This is a genomic window from Flagellimonas lutaonensis, assembly GCF_000963865.1.
Taxonomy (GTDB): domain Bacteria; phylum Bacteroidota; class Bacteroidia; order Flavobacteriales; family Flavobacteriaceae; genus Flagellimonas_A; species Flagellimonas_A lutaonensis.
On the sequence record NZ_CP011071.1, the window covers coordinates 16,697 to 33,065 of the forward strand.

16 protein-coding genes are annotated in these 16,369 nt (G+C 45.1%); 5 read left to right on the forward strand and 11 right to left on the reverse strand.

Going from position 1 to position 16,369, the window contains the following annotated elements; all coding sequences use genetic code 11:
• The first annotated feature begins 1 nt into the window (after position 1).
• Positions 2-907 carry a DUF4249 family protein gene (locus tag VC82_RS00080; protein WP_045800585.1) on the forward strand — a complete coding sequence of 302 codons (906 nt, stop codon included), beginning with the start codon at positions 2-4 and terminating at the stop codon, positions 905-907.
• Positions 908-910: 3 nt separating this feature from the next.
• Here the strand turns inward: VC82_RS00080 and VC82_RS00085 are convergent, their stop codons facing one another.
• Together VC82_RS00085 and VC82_RS00090 are read right to left on the reverse strand one after the other, a co-directional pair.
• Positions 911-2,239: a GntP family permease gene (locus VC82_RS00085; RefSeq protein WP_045800586.1), complete on the reverse strand. Its 1,329-nt coding sequence runs from the start codon at positions 2,237-2,239 to the stop codon at positions 911-913.
• Positions 2,227-3,363, reverse strand: coding sequence for a glycerate kinase (locus VC82_RS00090; RefSeq protein ID WP_045800587.1), 1,137 nt, complete (start codon positions 3,361-3,363; stop codon positions 2,227-2,229). Before VC82_RS00090 ends, VC82_RS00085 begins: the two co-directional genes overlap by 13 nt.
• A 67-nt stretch (positions 3,364-3,430) precedes the next feature.
• Here VC82_RS00090 and VC82_RS00095 point away from each other — a divergent pair, with 67 nt between their 5' ends.
• Positions 3,431-3,658 (forward strand): DUF6095 family protein, encoded by a 228-nt coding sequence (locus VC82_RS00095; protein WP_045800588.1) that lies wholly within the window; start codon positions 3,431-3,433, stop codon positions 3,656-3,658.
• Position 3,659: 1 nt separating this feature from the next.
• Here the strand turns inward: VC82_RS00095 and VC82_RS00100 are convergent, their stop codons facing one another.
• On the reverse strand, positions 3,660-4,358 hold the full coding sequence (locus VC82_RS00100) for a DUF4294 domain-containing protein (RefSeq protein ID WP_045800589.1): 699 nt from the start codon (positions 4,356-4,358) through the stop codon (positions 3,660-3,662).
• Positions 4,359-4,460: 102 nt separating this feature from the next.
• Between VC82_RS00100 and VC82_RS00105 the strand changes: the two genes are divergently transcribed.
• Complete coding sequence (locus VC82_RS00105) at positions 4,461-5,549, forward strand: M42 family metallopeptidase (protein WP_045800590.1); 1,089 nt, start codon at positions 4,461-4,463, stop codon at positions 5,547-5,549.
• Positions 5,546-6,175, forward strand: coding sequence for an NUDIX hydrolase (locus VC82_RS00110; RefSeq protein WP_313777705.1), 630 nt, complete (start codon positions 5,546-5,548; stop codon positions 6,173-6,175). Before VC82_RS00105 ends, VC82_RS00110 begins: the two co-directional genes overlap by 4 nt.
• Here VC82_RS00110 and hisS read toward each other — a convergent pair whose 3' ends face one another.
• The 6 genes from hisS to rpsF form a co-directional block, all read right to left on the reverse strand.
• Positions 6,176-7,558 carry a histidine--tRNA ligase gene (gene hisS, locus VC82_RS00115; RefSeq protein WP_045800591.1) on the reverse strand — a complete coding sequence of 461 codons (1,383 nt, stop codon included), beginning with the start codon at positions 7,556-7,558 and terminating at the stop codon, positions 6,176-6,178.
• Between the two features lie 73 nt (positions 7,559-7,631).
• Positions 7,632-8,102 (reverse strand): DUF6495 family protein, encoded by a 471-nt coding sequence (locus VC82_RS00120; protein WP_045800592.1) that lies wholly within the window; start codon positions 8,100-8,102, stop codon positions 7,632-7,634.
• 60 nt (positions 8,103-8,162) lie between these two features.
• On the reverse strand, positions 8,163-11,351 hold the full coding sequence (locus tag VC82_RS00125; protein ID WP_045800593.1) for a TonB-dependent receptor: 3,189 nt from the start codon (positions 11,349-11,351) through the stop codon (positions 8,163-8,165).
• Positions 11,352-11,449: 98 nt separating this feature from the next.
• Positions 11,450-11,902, reverse strand: coding sequence for a 50S ribosomal protein L9 (gene rplI / locus VC82_RS00130; RefSeq protein WP_045800594.1), 453 nt, complete (start codon positions 11,900-11,902; stop codon positions 11,450-11,452).
• A 13-nt stretch (positions 11,903-11,915) separates the two neighbouring features.
• Positions 11,916-12,212 (reverse strand): 30S ribosomal protein S18, encoded by a 297-nt coding sequence (rpsR, locus tag VC82_RS00135; RefSeq protein WP_045800595.1) that lies wholly within the window; start codon positions 12,210-12,212, stop codon positions 11,916-11,918.
• A gap of 4 nt (positions 12,213-12,216) precedes the next feature.
• Entirely contained in the window at positions 12,217-12,555 is a 339-nt protein-coding gene (gene rpsF, locus VC82_RS00140) for a 30S ribosomal protein S6 (RefSeq protein WP_045800596.1), read from the reverse strand.
• A 238-nt stretch (positions 12,556-12,793) separates the two neighbouring features.
• Here rpsF and VC82_RS00145 point away from each other — a divergent pair, with 238 nt between their 5' ends.
• Positions 12,794-13,486, forward strand: coding sequence for a LytR/AlgR family response regulator transcription factor (locus VC82_RS00145; RefSeq protein WP_045800597.1), 693 nt, complete (start codon positions 12,794-12,796; stop codon positions 13,484-13,486).
• Here VC82_RS00145 and priA read toward each other — a convergent pair whose 3' ends face one another.
• A complete protein-coding gene (priA, locus tag VC82_RS00150) occupies positions 13,487-15,946 on the reverse strand; it encodes a replication restart helicase PriA (protein WP_045800598.1) in 2,460 nt (819 codons plus the stop codon). It lies immediately after the preceding gene.
• Between the two features lies 1 nt (position 15,947).
• Complete coding sequence (locus tag VC82_RS00155; RefSeq protein ID WP_245615928.1) at positions 15,948-16,343, reverse strand: DUF2147 domain-containing protein; 396 nt, start codon at positions 16,341-16,343, stop codon at positions 15,948-15,950.
• Between the last annotated feature and the right edge of the window lie 26 nt (positions 16,344-16,369).

Consider the following 16,369-nt stretch of genomic DNA (forward strand, 5'->3'; position numbering starts at 1 on the left):
AATGAGACTGTTTTTGGTATTTATTTTAGTGTTTGTCACATTTGTTTCGTGTGAAGAGGTGGTTGATGTCGATTTGCAGCCGGAAGAGCCACGGTTGATCATAAATGGACTTGTGCGGGTAGATAAGAGCCAAGAGTTTATCGATGTACGGATAAAGGTAACCGAGAGCAGTAATTTTTTTGATGAAAATCCCGTGACACAATTAGAGAGCGCATCCATTATTTACGGTAAAACAAATCCCGATATTCCAGAACAATTAGACAGTATTGCGGTATCGGTTTTAGAAGAAGAGGCCCCGGGAACGGGAATATATATACCAAGCTACATACCCGGCACCGATACTGACGACCGCATACGAACCTCCAGTGCAACCCCAAACACGGGTTTTATACTGGTGGTGGAGCATAAGGGCAGGCGCTACGCGGCCAGAACACCCTACTCACCCACAGTGCCCATAGACAATCTACAAATAGGAGACGATACACTCTTTGATGAAGATGAAACGGAGGTCAAGGTAACCATAACCGATGTTGAAGACAGGGATGATTTTTATGTGTTCGATTTTGGCTTTGGAAACTTTTTAGCTGTGGAAGACCAGTTCTTTGACGGGCAGCAGTTTGAATTCTCTTATTTCTACGACCAGGAGTTTGCACCGGGAACGGAGTTGGAAATCTCGGTTTTAGGGGCAGACCGGGAGTTTTACAACTACATGGACCTTCTGATCGAACAGACCGAAGACACCGGTGGGGTCTTTCAAACACCTGCGGCCATCATCAGGGGGAATGTATTTGATGTTACGGGCCTTGACAATATAACCGTATTCGACAATGTCAATCGCCCAGATGGATTCGGATTGGGATATTTTGCCGTGGTACAGGAATATAAGCAGACCATAACGGTAGAATGATCATCACCCACCCATAATCAGATAGAGCACGATAATAAGCGCAATGCCCACCAAGCCCTGAAAAAGGGTGGCCAAACTATGGCCCTTAAGAGCGTTTTTTACGTCTAAATCTGAAAATTGCGACACCACCCAGAAGTAACTATCGTTGATGTGTGAAACAGTCATGGCACCTGCACCTATGGCCAAAACGCCAAGGGCTTTTTCAGCCACCGATACCAACCCAAAAGTAGAGAGCAAAGGTGCCGCAATGGCGGCAGTGGTGATAATCGATACGGTCGATGAGCCTTGGGCGGTTTTTAGTGCCGCGGCAATACCAAAACAAATCAAAAGTCCGCCGACCCCAGAGGTAGTGCTCAAATCTAAAATAGCGGCAAAGTCGACCGTTCTCAGAATAGCTCCGAAAGCCCCACCTGCCCCTGTTATGAGCACGATAAGCCCTGCTTGTTTCAATGCTTCCACAATCCATTCATTTCGTTCTTTGGATGGATGTTTTCTACCCAAAGAAAAGGCCAAGAAAACCCCGAAGAGCAATGCTACGATCGGGTTGCCTACAAAATCGGTGAATTGGAACAGAATTCCCTCCCCAACTGGTTTGGTAGGATAATTGGCCACAGACTTTAGCGCAATCAAGACCAATGGCACCACCAAGGGCAAAAAGGCCTGTAAGGCCGTAGGTCTGGCAGTAGCCTCTTCAATCGTCAGTATCTTATCATCCCCCGGGTTGGTGGTCTTGATATACCCCGAAACAAAACGCGCCCAAAAATAACCTGTCAAACTTACGGGAATAGCCACCAAGAGGCCCAAAATCAATACAGTGCCCAAATCAGCCTCTAAAATTGCTGCGGCCGCCAGCGGTCCGGGAGTCGGAGGCACAAATACATGGGCCGCATACAGGCCACTCGCCAATGCGATGGCAAAAAACAGCACGGGCAAGCCCGATTTTTTGCTCAATGTCTTGTTGAGTGACGAAAGGATGATAAATCCAGAATCACAGAACACAGGAATCGATACCACGAAACCAGCCAAATTAATGGCTAGGGGCGAACGCTTGAACCCTACCCATTTTAAGATGGTATCGGTAAGCACCTTTGTACTGCCTGTCTTTTCCAAAAAAATACCGATTACACTGCCAAAGGCAATGACCAACCCGATACCGGACAAAGTTTTTCCAAAACCCTCCCCTATTTGCACCATCATCTGTTGGGGCGTCAAACCCAATAAGAAGCCTGAGATTAGGGCCGCCAAGATTAGCGAAAACACAGGGTTCAACTTAAACTTCACCGTGGCGATGATAATGAACAACACAACCAATAGTATGGTCAACAACTCCATTTACGTACTGTTTTAAAATAGTTTTTGACGGCCTTCTGCAACAGCATGGCCGCATGCTGCATATTGTAGTCCAAAGGTTTTTCGCGGTCAGCGATTTCGATGGTGGCCTGTAGGCCCAATGTCCTAGCTTCTTTGGCCGAAAGCTCTTTAATACCACAAAAGGCAATCACAGGAAGGCCGTATTTTTGCCCCAATCGCACTACGCCACTGATCAACTTGCCCTGCAGGGTTTGGTTGTCAATGGCACCCTCTCCGGTAATGATGGCATCAATATGCCCTGCATCCAATAACCCGTTGACTTTTGAAAGGTCCAATAGAAAATCAATTCCCGAAATAAAATTAGCATTGAAAAATGTCATAAGTCCGTAGCCCGTTCCCCCGGCCGATCCAGCGCCGGGAATATTCGCATTCTGTACACCCAAATCGCTGGCCACTACCCTGTCAAGCTTTCGAAGACCAGCATCAAGGCGTTCAACATCGTGGGCATTTGCGCCTTTTTGGACCGCATAGACATGGGCAGCACCTTGAATGCCATACAATGGGTTATTTACATCGTTGATGGCAAAAAAAGAAACACCATCCAGCTTGCCCTCTTTTTTTATGGAAGCTATTCTATCCAGATGCTTCCCAATGGTTTTCAGGTTATTGCCGTTCGTATCAAGGAAACGGTAACCAAGTGCCTTTGCAATACCTGTACCACCATCATTGGTGGCACTGCCACCGATGCCCAACAAAACCCGTTTGGCACCAAGTTCCAATGCTTTCTTTATTTGCAGTCCCGTACCGTAGGTCGATGTTTGCAGCGGATTTCTTTCTTCTTCTTTCAACAGTACCAGCCCAGAAGCCCTGGCCAATTCGATATAGGCCGTCGAGGTTTTCGTATCATATCCGAAGGGAGCCTTCATGGGCCTCCCGATGGGGTCCACGGTGTCTGTCCAAATCCTTTGCAAATCAATATATCTTGCCACGGCATCTAAAAATCCGTCCCCCCCGTCGGAAGCAAGTATACCAGTGATGTTGGCGTCTGGAAGCACACTTTTTATGCCAACAGAAATATTTTCGATTACTTCTTCCGCAATGAGCGAACCTTTGAATTTATCTGGAATGACCAAAAAACGTTTCATACCGTGCGACACCAAAATCTTATGAGGGTGGCTAAATATAAAGTATTCTTGCTACTTTCGTAGTTGTATGAGAACGGATAAGGCCTTACTGGTAAAGGGAATCAAATATCTGGCCATTACGGCATTGACCATGTTCTTGGCACCTGTGGTCATTTACCAAGCTTTCAAAAACCAAGACCACCCATGGTATTTGCCGGTACTGGTCATCGGATTGATTTTGGCAGTTGTGGCGATTGCCCTAGGTTTTTATGGCATCAAACTAATGGTCGATTCCCTTTTCGGGAAGAAAAAATAAATCAGTTTTCTTTTTGGGGTGTATCGTCGGAGGAATCGGACTTCCATTTATTGCTCAACATGGCATAATCATAGTCAAGTACCGATTTTTGGCGTTTAAGCCGATTGGATGCAAAGGCGCGCTGAAGGATATCCTCGATCAAATAATCTTCGTGTACTTCAGTCGGGCGAAACTCCTCTTTGATATTGATCTTGAACATTTTGGCAGTGGTTTGGTACCAAAAGGCCCGCCAACCGTTCCGCAGCTCCTTGACCAGGTCAAAGGCCGTAGAACCAGTCTGTCTATGGATCAACTTCACCAAAATCTGGCCCTCTGTGCGGGTCAGTTTTTTCAGTTCGTCTGAAAACTCGCCCTCAATGTACTTTTGCATTTGCCGTGTATATTTTCTTCTGTGGCGCTTTTTCTTGATTTTGGCAAGACTATCGTTCAACTCAACCAGGCGCTCAGCAGCAAGTTTGGCATACGGGTACACCTTAAGTGTCTTTCTTCTTAAAATATAGTAGCGAAGTTTTTCCTGTTTGTCGGCAAACTCCAGTTTTCCAAAGATATATACCTCATCAAGGGGAATGGACTCCAACAACACCGAGTCGCCCTGCATACGAACATAATATTCAGCAATGGAATCCAGATGCTGCTCTTCTTGTGCGCCTACAAAGAAGAAAAAGGAACAAAAAGATAATTTGACAACTGTGCGAAACATGCAAAAAGTACTACAAAAAGCTCTCCAAAAGTAACGATAATCCCATATCCTTATTATTAAATAAAAGTGAATATTGCTAAGTTTGTAAGCTAAACGCAATATATGGCAGCATCTAAGATCCTTACCAAAAAATCACTTGAATTTTTCGAGAAATACTTGAACAACGCTTCACCAACCGGTTATGAATGGGAGGGGCAAAAAATTTGGATGGACTATCTGAAGCCTTACGTGGACGATTTCATTACCGACACTTATGGCACAGCGGTTGCGGTCATCAATCCCGATGCGAAGTACAAGGTGGTGATCGAGGGGCATTCTGACGAAATTTCTTGGTATGTCAACTACATCACCGACAACGGATTGCTATATGTGATCCGCAATGGTGGTAGTGATCACCAGATAGCGCCTTCCAAATGGGTTAACATCCATACCAAGAACGGTGTGGTCAAAGGGGTGTTTGGCTGGCCGGCCATCCATACCCGGGACAAATCAAAAGAGCAGCCACCAAAAATTGAGAATATTTTTATCGATATTGGGGCCAAAGACAAAGAAGAAGTTGAAAAGATGGGGGTTCACGTGGGTTGTGTCATCACCTACCCCGATACGTTTCAGATCTTGAACAACGATAAGTTTGTATGCCGTGCCATCGACAACCGTGCAGGAGGCTTTATGGTCGCAGAAGTGGCCCGTTTGTTGCATGAGAACAAGAAAAAACTCCCTTTTGGGCTTTACATCACCAATTCGGTGCAGGAAGAAATCGGGCTTCGGGGCGCGCAAATGATTACCGAGACCATTAAACCGAATGTGGCCATTGTGACCGACGTGACCCATGATACCACTACCCCGATGATCGACAAAAAGAAAGAAGGAGAAACCTCGATCGGTAAGGGCCCTGTTATCTCTTATGCCCCAGCGGTTCAACAAAAACTGCGCGAGCGCATCATTGAAACGGCCGAGGCCAAAAAAATTCCGTTTCAGCGACAGGCCTCATCGCGATCTACGGGCACCGACACCGATGCCTTTGCCTATAGCAATGGCGGTGTGGCATCGGCCCTGATTTCATTGCCCTTGCGCTATATGCACACCACCGTTGAAATGGTGCACCGTGATGATGTCGAAAACGTGATTCGTCTGATTTACGAAACGCTGTTGACCATTAAAGAGGGCGAGACATTCAGTTATTTTGAATGACCCCTCCGTCGATCTACGGCGAACACCTCCCCTTGGCTAAGGGCGGATTTGGGAGTATGACCCTTAAAAAGTTTTCTTTGGATGAGCTTGTCGACATATTGGATGAATCTGGAAACCGCACCGGCAACTCCATAATGAAATCGGAAGCCCATCGAAAAGGGTTGTTTCACCCCACCGTCCATGTTTGGTTTTACACCGCGGATGGAAAAATATTGCTGCAACAAAGAGGAAGTGCAAAAAAATCATTTCCGCTGCTATGGGATGTATCCGTGGCTGGCCATATTGGTGCCGGAGAAGATATTGAAACCAGTGCACTCCGCGAAATCAAGGAAGAGATTGGTTTGGATGTGAGCAAAGGCGACTTGGAAAAAATCGGAATCTTTAGATCCGTTCAAAAACACCATAAGGATTTTGTGGATGCCGAATTTCACCATACCTATCTCTGCAAGCTGACCGCTCCCTTTAAAAACTTAAAAAAGCAAGAAAGCGAGGTCAAGGCCTTGGCGCTTGTGCCCTTGCCGACATTTGCCGAAGAAACCTGGGGGCTGGCAAATACGGGCAAATACGTGCCCCATGGAGCGGAGTACTACAAAACCATCATCAAAGAAATCAAACAAAGACTGTAACTAGCCTTTTACTTCATTCACAAAGTTATCAGGCTGGCTCAAATCATAGGTAGTCTGCTCGCCCGTATGCATGTTTTTAACCACAAAATGACCTTCTGATAGCTCTTTCTCGCCCAACAGAACCACATAAGGGACCTTGCGTTTATCAGCATACTTGAACTGTTTGGGCAACTTGGTGCTGGTTGGATACAAATCGGCACGCAACCCTGCACGGCGCAATGTACTGACCAATTTCAAGGCGGTCAGTGCCTCTTTATCCCCAAAGTTCAGGCATAGAACATCCAAAGAGGTTACCAGGCTGTCGGGAAACAGTCCGAGTTCTTCCAAAACCAAATAAATTCGATCAAGACCAAATGAAATACCCACACCGCTCACATCTTTGAGGCCAAAAATTCCCGTCAGATCATCGTAACGGCCCCCACCACCAATGGAGCCCATTTGAACCCCTTCAGGGGCAGCCACCTCAAAAATAGCTCCCGTGTAGTAGTTTAGCCCACGTGCCAGAGTAACATCCAATTGAATATTGGAAGCTTTCAGCTGTAAGTCAGCGACTGCGTTCAAAATAAATTCTAGTTCCCCGACACCTTGAACGCCCACCTCAGAATCCCTTAAAAAATCCTTGAGTACGTCAAGTCGTTCGGTATTTTTGCCAGAAAGCGAAAACAAGGGTGCTGCCTTTTGGATGGCCTCTTCTGAAATACCTTTTGCTAGCATCTCTTTTTTGACTCCTTCTTCACCTATTTTATCAAGTTTGTCCAACGCCACAGTAAAATCTACCAAAAACTGTTGTGCCCCAATCACTTCGGCTATTGCTGAAAGAAGCTTTCGGTTGTTTAGTTTGATGGTCACCCCATGCAGTCCCAAGGCATCAAAAACGGTATCGTACAATTGTACCAATTCTACTTCCTGCAAGAGCGAGTAAGCCCCCACTACGTCGGCATCACATTGATAAAACTCACGAAAACGCCCCTTTTGCGGACGATCGGCCCGCCATACGGGTTGTATCTGGTAGCGCTTGAACGGAAAGTCGATTTCATTCTGGTGCATGACAACGTAACGGGCAAAGGGCACGGTCAGATCATAGCGCAGTGCTTTCTCAGTAATCTTTGGGGCCAGCGTACTAGAGTTTTTTGAACTGTAGGTTACATCGTCCACCTTTGAAATAAAGTCGCCCGAATTCAAGATCTTAAAAATCAGACGGTCGCCCTCGTCCCCATATTTGCCCAAAAGGGTTTCAGAATTCTCAAAACTGGGTGTTTCAATGGGTTGAAAACCAAAGGTTTCAAAAAGTCTTTTAATGGTGTCGATGATATAGTTGCGCTTTGACACCTCGGTAGGTGAAAAATCGCGGGTTCCCTTGGGTATGGATGGTTTTTGTGGCATTGTTTGAATTATCGCTTAAAGATATAAAGAGATTCCCTCCTCCCGATAGCTATCGGAAGCTGGAATGACAAAACTAATTCATAATTTCATCAAACCATTGGTAAAGCTCGCCTTTGGTGATAACGGCACCTTGTTCGATCAGGGCAAACTTGTCTTTGTTCTTGTCTATACCGTATGCCTTTGAAGCAGTCAGGTACTCCACAAAGTCAGATTGAAAGTTGCGCTTGAACCATGCGAAACCTTCTTCGGTACGCAAATCGATTTCAGGATTCATAACCTTGATGGACAACAGCTTCATTTCTTTATCGGTCAGTTCGAACAGGTGCATATGCCGCTCAGAAATGTTCTCAAGGTACCTTACATTCGAAAGTACCCCTTCCCAAATCAAATCACTGAAAACATCAAGCTCTTGCTCAACAACTTCGGGTTTTTCCTTTTTAAGCATTTCCCATTCATCGGCGGTAATAGACTGGGTTGCTAGAAAGTTAATGAACTCTTGGTGTAGTTCTTCGAACTGTTCTTTGGTCAATCGTTTATATTTCATAACGCAAAAATAAAGCCCTGACAAAAAATCAGGGCTTCTATGTACAAACAAAATTTGTTTTTAATCAAGAATGTAGCGTACACCCAATTGCGCCCTCCATCTGGATAGTGCACTGGTGTTTGCTGTGAACGTGCTGGTTAAATTGGGGTCAAATGTGTAGGTTGGATTGTTGTTGTCGTCAACCGTAACGCCCAAAATCTGATTAAAGGCTGGTTGCTCTACCACACCCCACTCTGAGTTGATAAGGTTGCCAATGTTCAATACATCCAAACTCAACTGCAATCTGTTCTTTTCGTTGATCTTAATGTCTTGCAGTACTTTGACGTCCCATCTGCCTCTCCACGGAGCAAGGGCCCCATAGCGCTCTGCATAGCTACCCCTGTTTTCGCTCAGATAATCATCTTGTTGGATAAAGGCCTCAAAAGCCTCCGCTTGGCCTGCACCACTGAAATTCATCTGAGTCAACTCACTGGTTGTTGGAATGTAGATCAAATCGTTGATGCTAGAACCATCGTTATTGATGTCACCACCATAGATATAGTTGAACCTGCCACCTTGTGCATACTCAAAGAAGGCAGAAACAGTGGTGCCAGTTGAAAAGGCTTTTGATACCACACCGATAAACCTATGTGTATCACCATATTTTGAAAAGGCCAATACGTCATTGTTGGCATTGCCAACCACTGCATTTCCTGCAAACGCATCCCCTGTTATTTCGGCCTCAATTGAATTGACCTCTTTCGAGTTAAGGTAGTTGTAGGCAAGCATGGCATAGACACCGTTCTCCCAATTCTTTTGGGCCTTGAACGAGGCATTGAAAATTCTGCCCTGGTCAGAGTTGGTAAATACGTAAGCGTTGTTAGGGCCAAACAACTGCGCTTTGTCATCATTTGTATATACGGGCCTGTTGTCAACACCGGCCAGTGTCGCAGAGGGGGTGTTCAAGCCCCAGTTCTGAACGTGTGCCGCGTTGATATCTTTGGTGTAGGAAATATCAGTGGTCAAGACCAAGCCATTATCAAATGCCTTGTCAAGCCCGATATTGGTTCTCCAAACCTGTGGGAACTTAAAATCGGGGTCGACCACTTGGTAAAAGAAGAAGTCGGTACCCTGTACTTGGTTGCCCAACCATACGAAGGGGAAACGGCCTGTGAAAATTCCTGAACCGCCCCTGATCTGGAGGGTGTTGTCACTGTTCACATCCCAATTGAAACCAACCCTTGGCGATACCAAAAAGTCGTTGTTAGGCAATTTCTCTGAATCTAAAAAGGTTTCTTCGCCTGTTTCTGGATCAAAGTATACGATATCGGGTGCGTACGTGCCTCCTTCTGCCAAAGTGCCTCCTTTTCTTTCTATATTGTCACGTACCTTATTTCCAGTATCAAAGAACAACGGTTTATCAAAACGGACCCCATAGGTCAGTTTAAAGTTATCGGTAACGTTCCACTCATCCTGCAAATAAAATGCCAGTTGACCAACATTGGTCTCGGCCAAGGCCCACCCACCGGGGTTGCCAACACCATTTTCAGACAATGACCTATTGGCCGCAATGGCCGCATCAAAGGCTGCCTGTAACTGGCCCGAATCGGCAAAGTTCTGGAAATCGGTTATGGTTGTGGTCGGAAAGAATACACCTTGCGCACCATAAGCGCCCAAATTGAAACTATTGTCGAATTGGAACTTCTCAAACGAAAAACCTACCGTGTAGGTGTGGTCTCCCTTAAAGAAATTCAAGTTATCGGTAATCTGGAAAACCCGCTGGTCTAGGGTATTGTTAATAGAAAACGGTTCATGGCCCGCAATGATATAGTTAGAGCTTCCGGTGGCATCTAGAATGGTGATTGTGGGTGCAGGACTGGATAGCGGATTTCTAAAGTCATCAAAACGGGTATATCCCATCTGTAATTTGTTGACCGCTTGGTCGCCAATAGTACTGTTCAACTCAAGTTGGAACGACTGAATGTTGTTGTTGATTTCGTAACCCGTATTCTCAAATTGCAAGGTGGCGGCATTTGGGCCCCTAAAGCCAAGGGCAGAGGGGTGTGCCGGTTTCTCTTTGGCCGCATTCAAAAAGTTGTAGATCAGGGCCAAACGGTTCTTGTCGTTGATATTCCAATCCAACTTAATGATTCCTTTAGTTGATTCTTGGTCAAAATTAAAATCTTCAAACCGACCAGGATTGTAGAATATGTCATTGCCCTGGGCATCTTGCCCTATCACAACCTGGCTCAACAGATCACTTACCAATTGAAAATCTGAGGCAAGTACCCTAGATTCATTTATGGCACCGGTACCGCGATTGGGTATAAATCCGGCTGTACCGAGCTCTGTCAAATCGTCTTTTTCAAAATTGGCGAAGAAAAATAGTTTGTTCTTGATGATCGGCCCTCCAACACTAATACCATATTGAAGTTGCTCCAACCCGGTTTTGAATACATCGTCACCGTTGATCTTGCCGCCGGTCAAATCATCATTTCTGAAAAACCCATAGGCTGTGGCGTAGAATTCGTTGGTTCCACTCTTGGTGACCGCATTTACGGTAGCTCCGGTAAATCCTGATTGGGTAACGTCATATGGTGCCAACGAAACCTGTATCTGATCAATGGCGTCCAAAGAAATGGGCTGTGCACTGGTCTGACCACCTGGGGTAGGCGCATCCAATCCAAAAGGATTGGCAAAAAATGAGCCGTCAAGTGAAAAGTTGTTGAACTGATCGTTTCGGCCACCAAATGAAAGCCCTCCGTCTTGGCCGGGCGAACTTGCGCTTGGTTCTAAACGTGTAAAGTCTTCAGCCGACCTTGATATGGTCGGCAACCTCGTAAGCTCACGTCGGCCTACGTTTGTCTCCGATCCTGTTCTATCGCTGCCAAAGGTGCCCGTTTGGTCTGACACTACCACTACTTCTTCAAGTTGTTGGCTATCTGTAACCAACATAATATCAAGATTATAGGTCTTACCCAGTGACAGAAATATGTCTTTTTCTACCTGAGTTTTGAAGCCAACAAAAGAAATGGTTACCTCGTAGGGGCCACCGACCCTGAGGTTCAATAGGTTAAACCGCCCATCTTCGTTGGTAATGGCTCCGTACTGTGTCCCCGTTGGGGTATGTACGGCCAAAACATTGGCCCCCAACAAAGGGGCGCCTTGATCATCTACCACCTTGCCCCTGATATTCGAAGTGGTCACTTGCGAGAACCCGAAAACAGAGACCAAAACGGCCAGTAATGTGAGTACTAGTGCTTTTTTCATAGGTCTGAGTTAAATTGGTTTTAAGTTAGTGCAAACTTAAACAAAAAAAAGAGCTATGCATGCATAGCTCTTTTAAGTTATTAACGTACTTTTCCTGATTATTTTGCCTCTGCGATGACCTCAAATGGAAAATCGACCACCACCTCTCTGTGCAAACGAATCTGGGCGTTGTAGGGCCCGGTTCTTTTAATGGTTCCACCCTGAATATTGATATACTTTCTTTCTATTTCATGGCCAGCTTTCTCCAAGGCCGCTGCCAAATCAATATTGCTTACAGACCCAAATAGCTTGTCTGCCGTACCCACCTTTGCAGGTATCTTAATCTCTAGCTCTTTAAGTGCCTCAGCCGTTTTTTGGGCTTCTTTGATGATCTTTTCTTCTTTATGGGCCCTTTGCTTTAGGGTTTCTGCCAATACCTTTTTCGCAGATGGCGTGGCCAAAGTTGCCAAACCTTGTGGAATAAGATAATTTCGCCCATAGCCGTTTTTCACGGTCACTATATCATCTTTAAATCCTAAGTTCTGTACGTCTTCTTTTAAAATAAGTTCCATTCTTCCAATTTTTTTATTTCAACATATCTCCAACGTACGGCATCAAGGCTAGGTGGCGGGCCCTTTTAACAGCTTGTGCCACTTTTCTTTGATACTTCAATGAAGTGCCCGTGATTCTTCTGGGTAGCAGTTTGCCCTGCTCGTTTACCAATTTCATCAAAAAATCTGGGTCTTTGTAGTCAATATACTTGATACCAGACTTTTTGAACCTGCAGTATTTCTTCTGCTTTGTGGTTTCTATGTTCAGGGGGGTCAGGTACCTGATTTCCCCATCTTTCTTCGATTTTGCTTGTTGTTCAAGTGTTGCCATTTCCCTAAGCTTTTGCCTTTAGTTTGTTTCTTCTTTTCTCTGCCCACGCAATGGCGTGCTTGTCTAATTTTACGGTCAAAAAGCGCATGATACGCTCATCTCTGATCAATTCTACCTCATAAGGGGCAATTACCTCGCCCGGTGCGGTGAATTCAAATAAGTGGTAAAAACCACTTTTCTTGTGCTGAATGGGATAGGCCAACTTTTTAAGGCCCCAATTTTCTTTTGCGACCATTTTGGCACCATTCTTAATTAAGAAATCTTCAAATTTCTTAACTGTTTCCTCTATCTGGGTATCAGATAGAACGGGATTCAAAATGAAAACAGTTTCGTAATGGTTCATAAATATTTATTTTAAAAATGAGCGCAAAAGTAATAATTCTCCTGTCCATTCACAAGAAATTGAAGAAAACTTCGTTTTTCATTTTAAGAGTTATTAACAAAAACCATTTGAACCTAACCTACGTTACATCTGAGGCCATTTACACAACAGAATAGGCAATGTTTACATCTTTTGTTGTACTTGACCGTGTTTTTTATGTAATTTGCCGATGATTTAACCCCACAAATCACCCCAATCTATGAAATTAAAAAGTATAATCGTAGACGACTCGTCAATGCAGCGTATGGCCGTTGCCAAATTGGTGAACAACCACCCACATTTAGCCTTGGTGGCAGAGTACAGCAACGCCATAGAAGCTAAGAACGGTCTAAAAAACCATGAGGTAGACCTTATCTTTCTAGATGTTGAGATGCCCATTATCAACGGCTTTGACCTTTTAGAGGCCCTTGAAAACCCGCCACAGGTCATCTTGATTACCGGTAAGCCCGATTATGCCCTCAAGGCCTTTGATTATGACGTGACCGACTACCTGCACAAACCCATTACCCTTGCACGGTTTGAGGCCTCTGTAAAAAGGGCCGTCACCAAATATGAGCAAATAAATAGGGTTGATGAGGATGAAGAGCACATTTTTGTGAAGAGTAACCTTAAAAAACGTAAGGTTATCCTCAACGATATTAAGTGGATCGAAGCTTTGGGCGACTACATCAAACTGGTGACCGATGAGGCCAACATTGTTATTCTTTCAACAATGAAATCGTTCGAAAAGCAGTTGCCATCTGAAAAGTTCTTGCGCATACACAAATCATATATAGTGAACCTCGAAAAAATTGAAAAGTTCAACAGTAAGAATGTAGAGGTTGACGGCAGGCAAATTCCATTAAGTAGAAATAAAAAGACCGAGTTGGCAGAAGCACTGTCAAACGTGTAGTTATATGTGGTCAACGTTGTAGACCAGTCTGACACTTTTATACTGGGAAATGGCATTAAAGGATTTTTCTATTCTTTTAATGCCATTTTTTATTTTGGAGGGTGAATGCCCCAAGTCTATTTTTATAAGTATGTTCTTCAGGTAATAGCGTCTGATTCGCGACACGGGTGGGTATTCGGGCCCCAGAACCCTTTCATGTGGCAATAGGTTGCGCAAAGCCCCTGCAAACCATTCGGAAGCTTCGTTCAACTTGTTGAAATCCTTGTCCTTCAAGGTCACTTTTATAATCCGCACCACGGGAGGGTATTTGAAGTGTTCACGCTCATAAAGCTGGTTCTCAAACATCTCAGCATAATCATTGGTCGATACCTGCTGTAATATGCGATGATACGGATTGTACGTCTGAACAAGAACCTTGCCCCTTTTCTTGGTACGGCCGGCACGGCCCGCCACCTGCGTCAACAGCTGAAAGCTACGCTCATGTGCCCGATAGTCAGGAAAATTGAGCAAACTATCGGCATTCATGATGCCCACCAAGCTCACATTTCTGAAATCAAGCCCCTTGGTCACCATTTGGGTACCCACCAACACATCAAACTCTTGTTGCTCAAAGGCTGTGATAATTTTCTCGTAGGCATGTTTTCCCCGTGTGGTATCGAGGTCCATACGGCCTACTTTGGCATCAGGAAACAGCTCTGCCAGCTCTTCTTGAACCTGTTCGGTGCCAAAGCCCTTTTTATCCAAGGTAAAGCTACCACAGGCCAAACAGTCATTTTGCAGCACCATATGGTACCCACAATAATGGCAGCGAAGCTGGTTCTTATGTCGGTGATAGGTAAGGCTAACGTCACAATTGGGGCATTGGGGCGAATGCCCACAGGTTGTGCATTCAACAATCGGTGCAAACCCACGTCGATTCTGGAAAAGGATTACCTGCTCGCCATTTTCAAGTGCCTCGCCCACCTGTAATCGCAGCCGGTCAGAGAAATGTCCCGTCATCTGTTTTTTCTTGGTAGCTTCCTTTAAATCGACCAACTCTATTTCTGGCTGCATTACTTTGCCATAACGCTCTGTTATCCGGGCATAGCCATATTTGCCTTTTTTGGCGTTGTTCATGCTTTCAATACTTGGCGTGGCCGAACCCAAAAGGCAGGGGCTGCCATGGTACTGGGCCAGTACAATGGCAGCATCTCGGGCATGGTACCTTGGGGCAGGGTCAAATTGTTTAAACGATTGTTCATGCTCTTCATCAACCACGATCAGCCCCAAGTTTGAAAAAGGCAAAAAAAGCGCAGAACGGGCGCCAATTACAATCTGGGCCTTTTCTTTTTGCTGTAATACGTTGTTCCATACCTCTACCCTTTCGTTCAAGCTGTATTTTGAATGGTAGACCGATACCTTATTGCCGAACACCTTAAGAAGCCTGTTGATCAGCTGTGAGGTAAGGGCTATTTCTGGTAACAGGTACAAAGCTTGTTTCCCTTCTTGCAATGTTCTTTGAAGCAATTTCATGTAGACCTCCGTTTTGCCTGATGAAGTGACACCGTGCAACAATGCTACTTTTCGTCCTCTTCCAAAACTAACTAACAAATGATCAAAGGCCTTCTCCTGTTCTTCGTTCAGCTCAATCGAAACGTTCAAAGGCGCGTCGGTGAACTCCACACGATCTCGTTGCAGGTAGTAGTCTTCAAGTATGCCTTTTTCTATCAATGACTTGATGACCCCTTTCGATACCTTGGCATTGTTTTCAAGGTTGGTAAGTTTTATGGGGTTCTTGGTCCGGGCCTGCAGCTGAAACAAACTCAAGACGGCCTGTAACTGTTTTGGTGCCCGTTTCAGGCTTTCCAGCAACCCTTGCAGTTTTTCTTCCGTTTCATACGCTTCCGATAATCTGACGAAACGTACCTTTTTTGGTTTGTACTGCTCGTACAGTGCTTCTTTTTGCAGCACCACTTGTTTTTCAAGCAAGCGGTTCACCACGGGCAGGGCATTTTTTCTGTCAATGATCTGGCAGATATCGTTGACCTTCAAAGACTCTTGATGCTGTAACGCCTCAAACACCAAAAATTCGTCATCTTTCAAGAGGGACTCATCTATTTCTTGATTTTTGTTGAGGAGGATGAATGTCTCGCTCTCTAACAAAAAAGCGCTGGGCAACGCACTTCTGACGACCTCGCCCAAAGTACACATATAATAATCGGCGATCCACTGCCAATGCTGGAGTTGAAGTTGGTTGACCAAGGGAATCTCGTCTAAAATCTGGTGGATTTCCTTTGCTTCATAGGCCTCGGGCGGATTTTGGTGTACGCGGTGGCACAGCGCAGTGTAGATTTTTGACTTGCCAAACGGAACGGCAATACGCATACCCGGTTCTAAAAAATCGGCCTCTTTGGGTGAAATCTTGTAAGTGAAGAACCGCTCTAGGGGTATCGGCAAAACGACATCGACAAAACACTGCATATCATTCGTCTTTTACCCGTTGCCATGTTTGGGTGCGGTACAAAAAGGCCAAGTATCCCCGAACCTTTAATTTATCCGGGTCTTCGGGGTGCAGCCATATCTTGCCCCTTACCTCTACTCCATACTCGGGGTCGAACAAACGGCCATGTTTGTATTGCCCATCTTCTTCTTTCAACGCCTTTATGACATTCATGCCCACAATAGGCTTGTTCTTTTGGTCTCCCTTACATTTTTCGCAAATGGCATCCTGCCTACCCTCTTCTAATATTCTTAAAATCTTTCCGTAGACCAGTCCACCCTTTTTATAGATCTCAACAATGGCCTTGGGCTTTCCTGATTTGTCGTCTATCGTCTTCCATTTTCCAAAGACATCCTGCGCCCCAACTATTTGGGCCATGCACAGAAACCATAAAAACATAAGCC